Source organism: Streptomyces sp. UG1, assembly GCF_049974585.1.
Classification (GTDB): Bacteria; Actinomycetota; Actinomycetes; order Streptomycetales; family Streptomycetaceae; genus Streptomyces.
Genome location: NZ_JBNGGG010000156.1, coordinates 1 through 912, shown reverse-complemented (window position 1 = coordinate 912; position 912 = coordinate 1). Strand labels below are relative to the sequence as shown.

At 72.1% G+C, this 912-nt stretch carries 1 protein-coding gene; it reads left to right on the top strand.

Annotated elements, in window-relative coordinates:
- On the top strand, nucleotides 1–912 hold a 912-nt coding region (gene moaA / locus ACP4J3_RS50785), incomplete at its 5' end, for a GTP 3',8-cyclase MoaA (protein ID WP_426545101.1).

Here is a 912-nt window from a genome sequence, read left to right as displayed (position 1 = left end):
TACTGCATGCCAGAGGAGGGCCTGCAGTGGCTGGCCAAGCCCGACCTGCTTGACGACGACGAGATCGTCCGCCTGATCGACATCGCGGTGACCTCCCTGGGCATCACCGAGGTCCGCTTCACCGGCGGCGAGCCGCTGCTGCGCCCCGGCCTGGTCGGCATCGTCGAGCGCGTCGCGGCCCTCGACCCCCGGCCCCAGATGTCCCTGACCACCAACGGCATCGGCCTGCGGCGCACCGCGGCCGCCCTGAAGGCGGCGGGCCTGGACCGGGTCAACGTCTCCCTGGACACCCTGCGCCCGGACGTGTTCAAGACTCTCACCCGCCGCGACCGCCACAAGGACGTCATCGAGGGCCTGTACGCCGCCCGTGACGCGGGCCTGACCCCGGTCAAGGTCAACTCGGTGCTGATGCCGGGCCTGAACGACGACGAGGCCCCGGACCTGCTGGCCTGGGCGGTGGAGCACGACTACGAGCTGCGCTTCATCGAGCAGATGCCGCTGGACGCCCAGCACGGCTGGAAGCGTGACGGCATGATCACCGCCGGGGACATCCTGACCTCGCTGCGCACCCGCTTCGAGCTGACCGCAGAGGGCGCGGACAAGCGTGGCTCGGCCCCGGCGGAGCGCTGGCTGGTCGACGGCGGCCCGCATGTGGTCGGGGTGATCGCCTCCGTCACCCGCCCGTTCTGCGCGGCCTGCGACCGCACCCGCCTGACGGCCGACGGCCAGGTCCGCACCTGCCTGTTCGCCCGCGAGGAGACCGACCTGCGCGCGGCGCTGCGCTCGGGCGCCCCGGACGAGGAGATCGCCCGTATCTGGCGGCTGGCGATGTGGGGCAAGAAGGCGGGAGCGGGCCTGGACGATCCGTCGTTCGTGCAGCCGGACCGGCCGATGTCAGCCATCGGTGGCTGA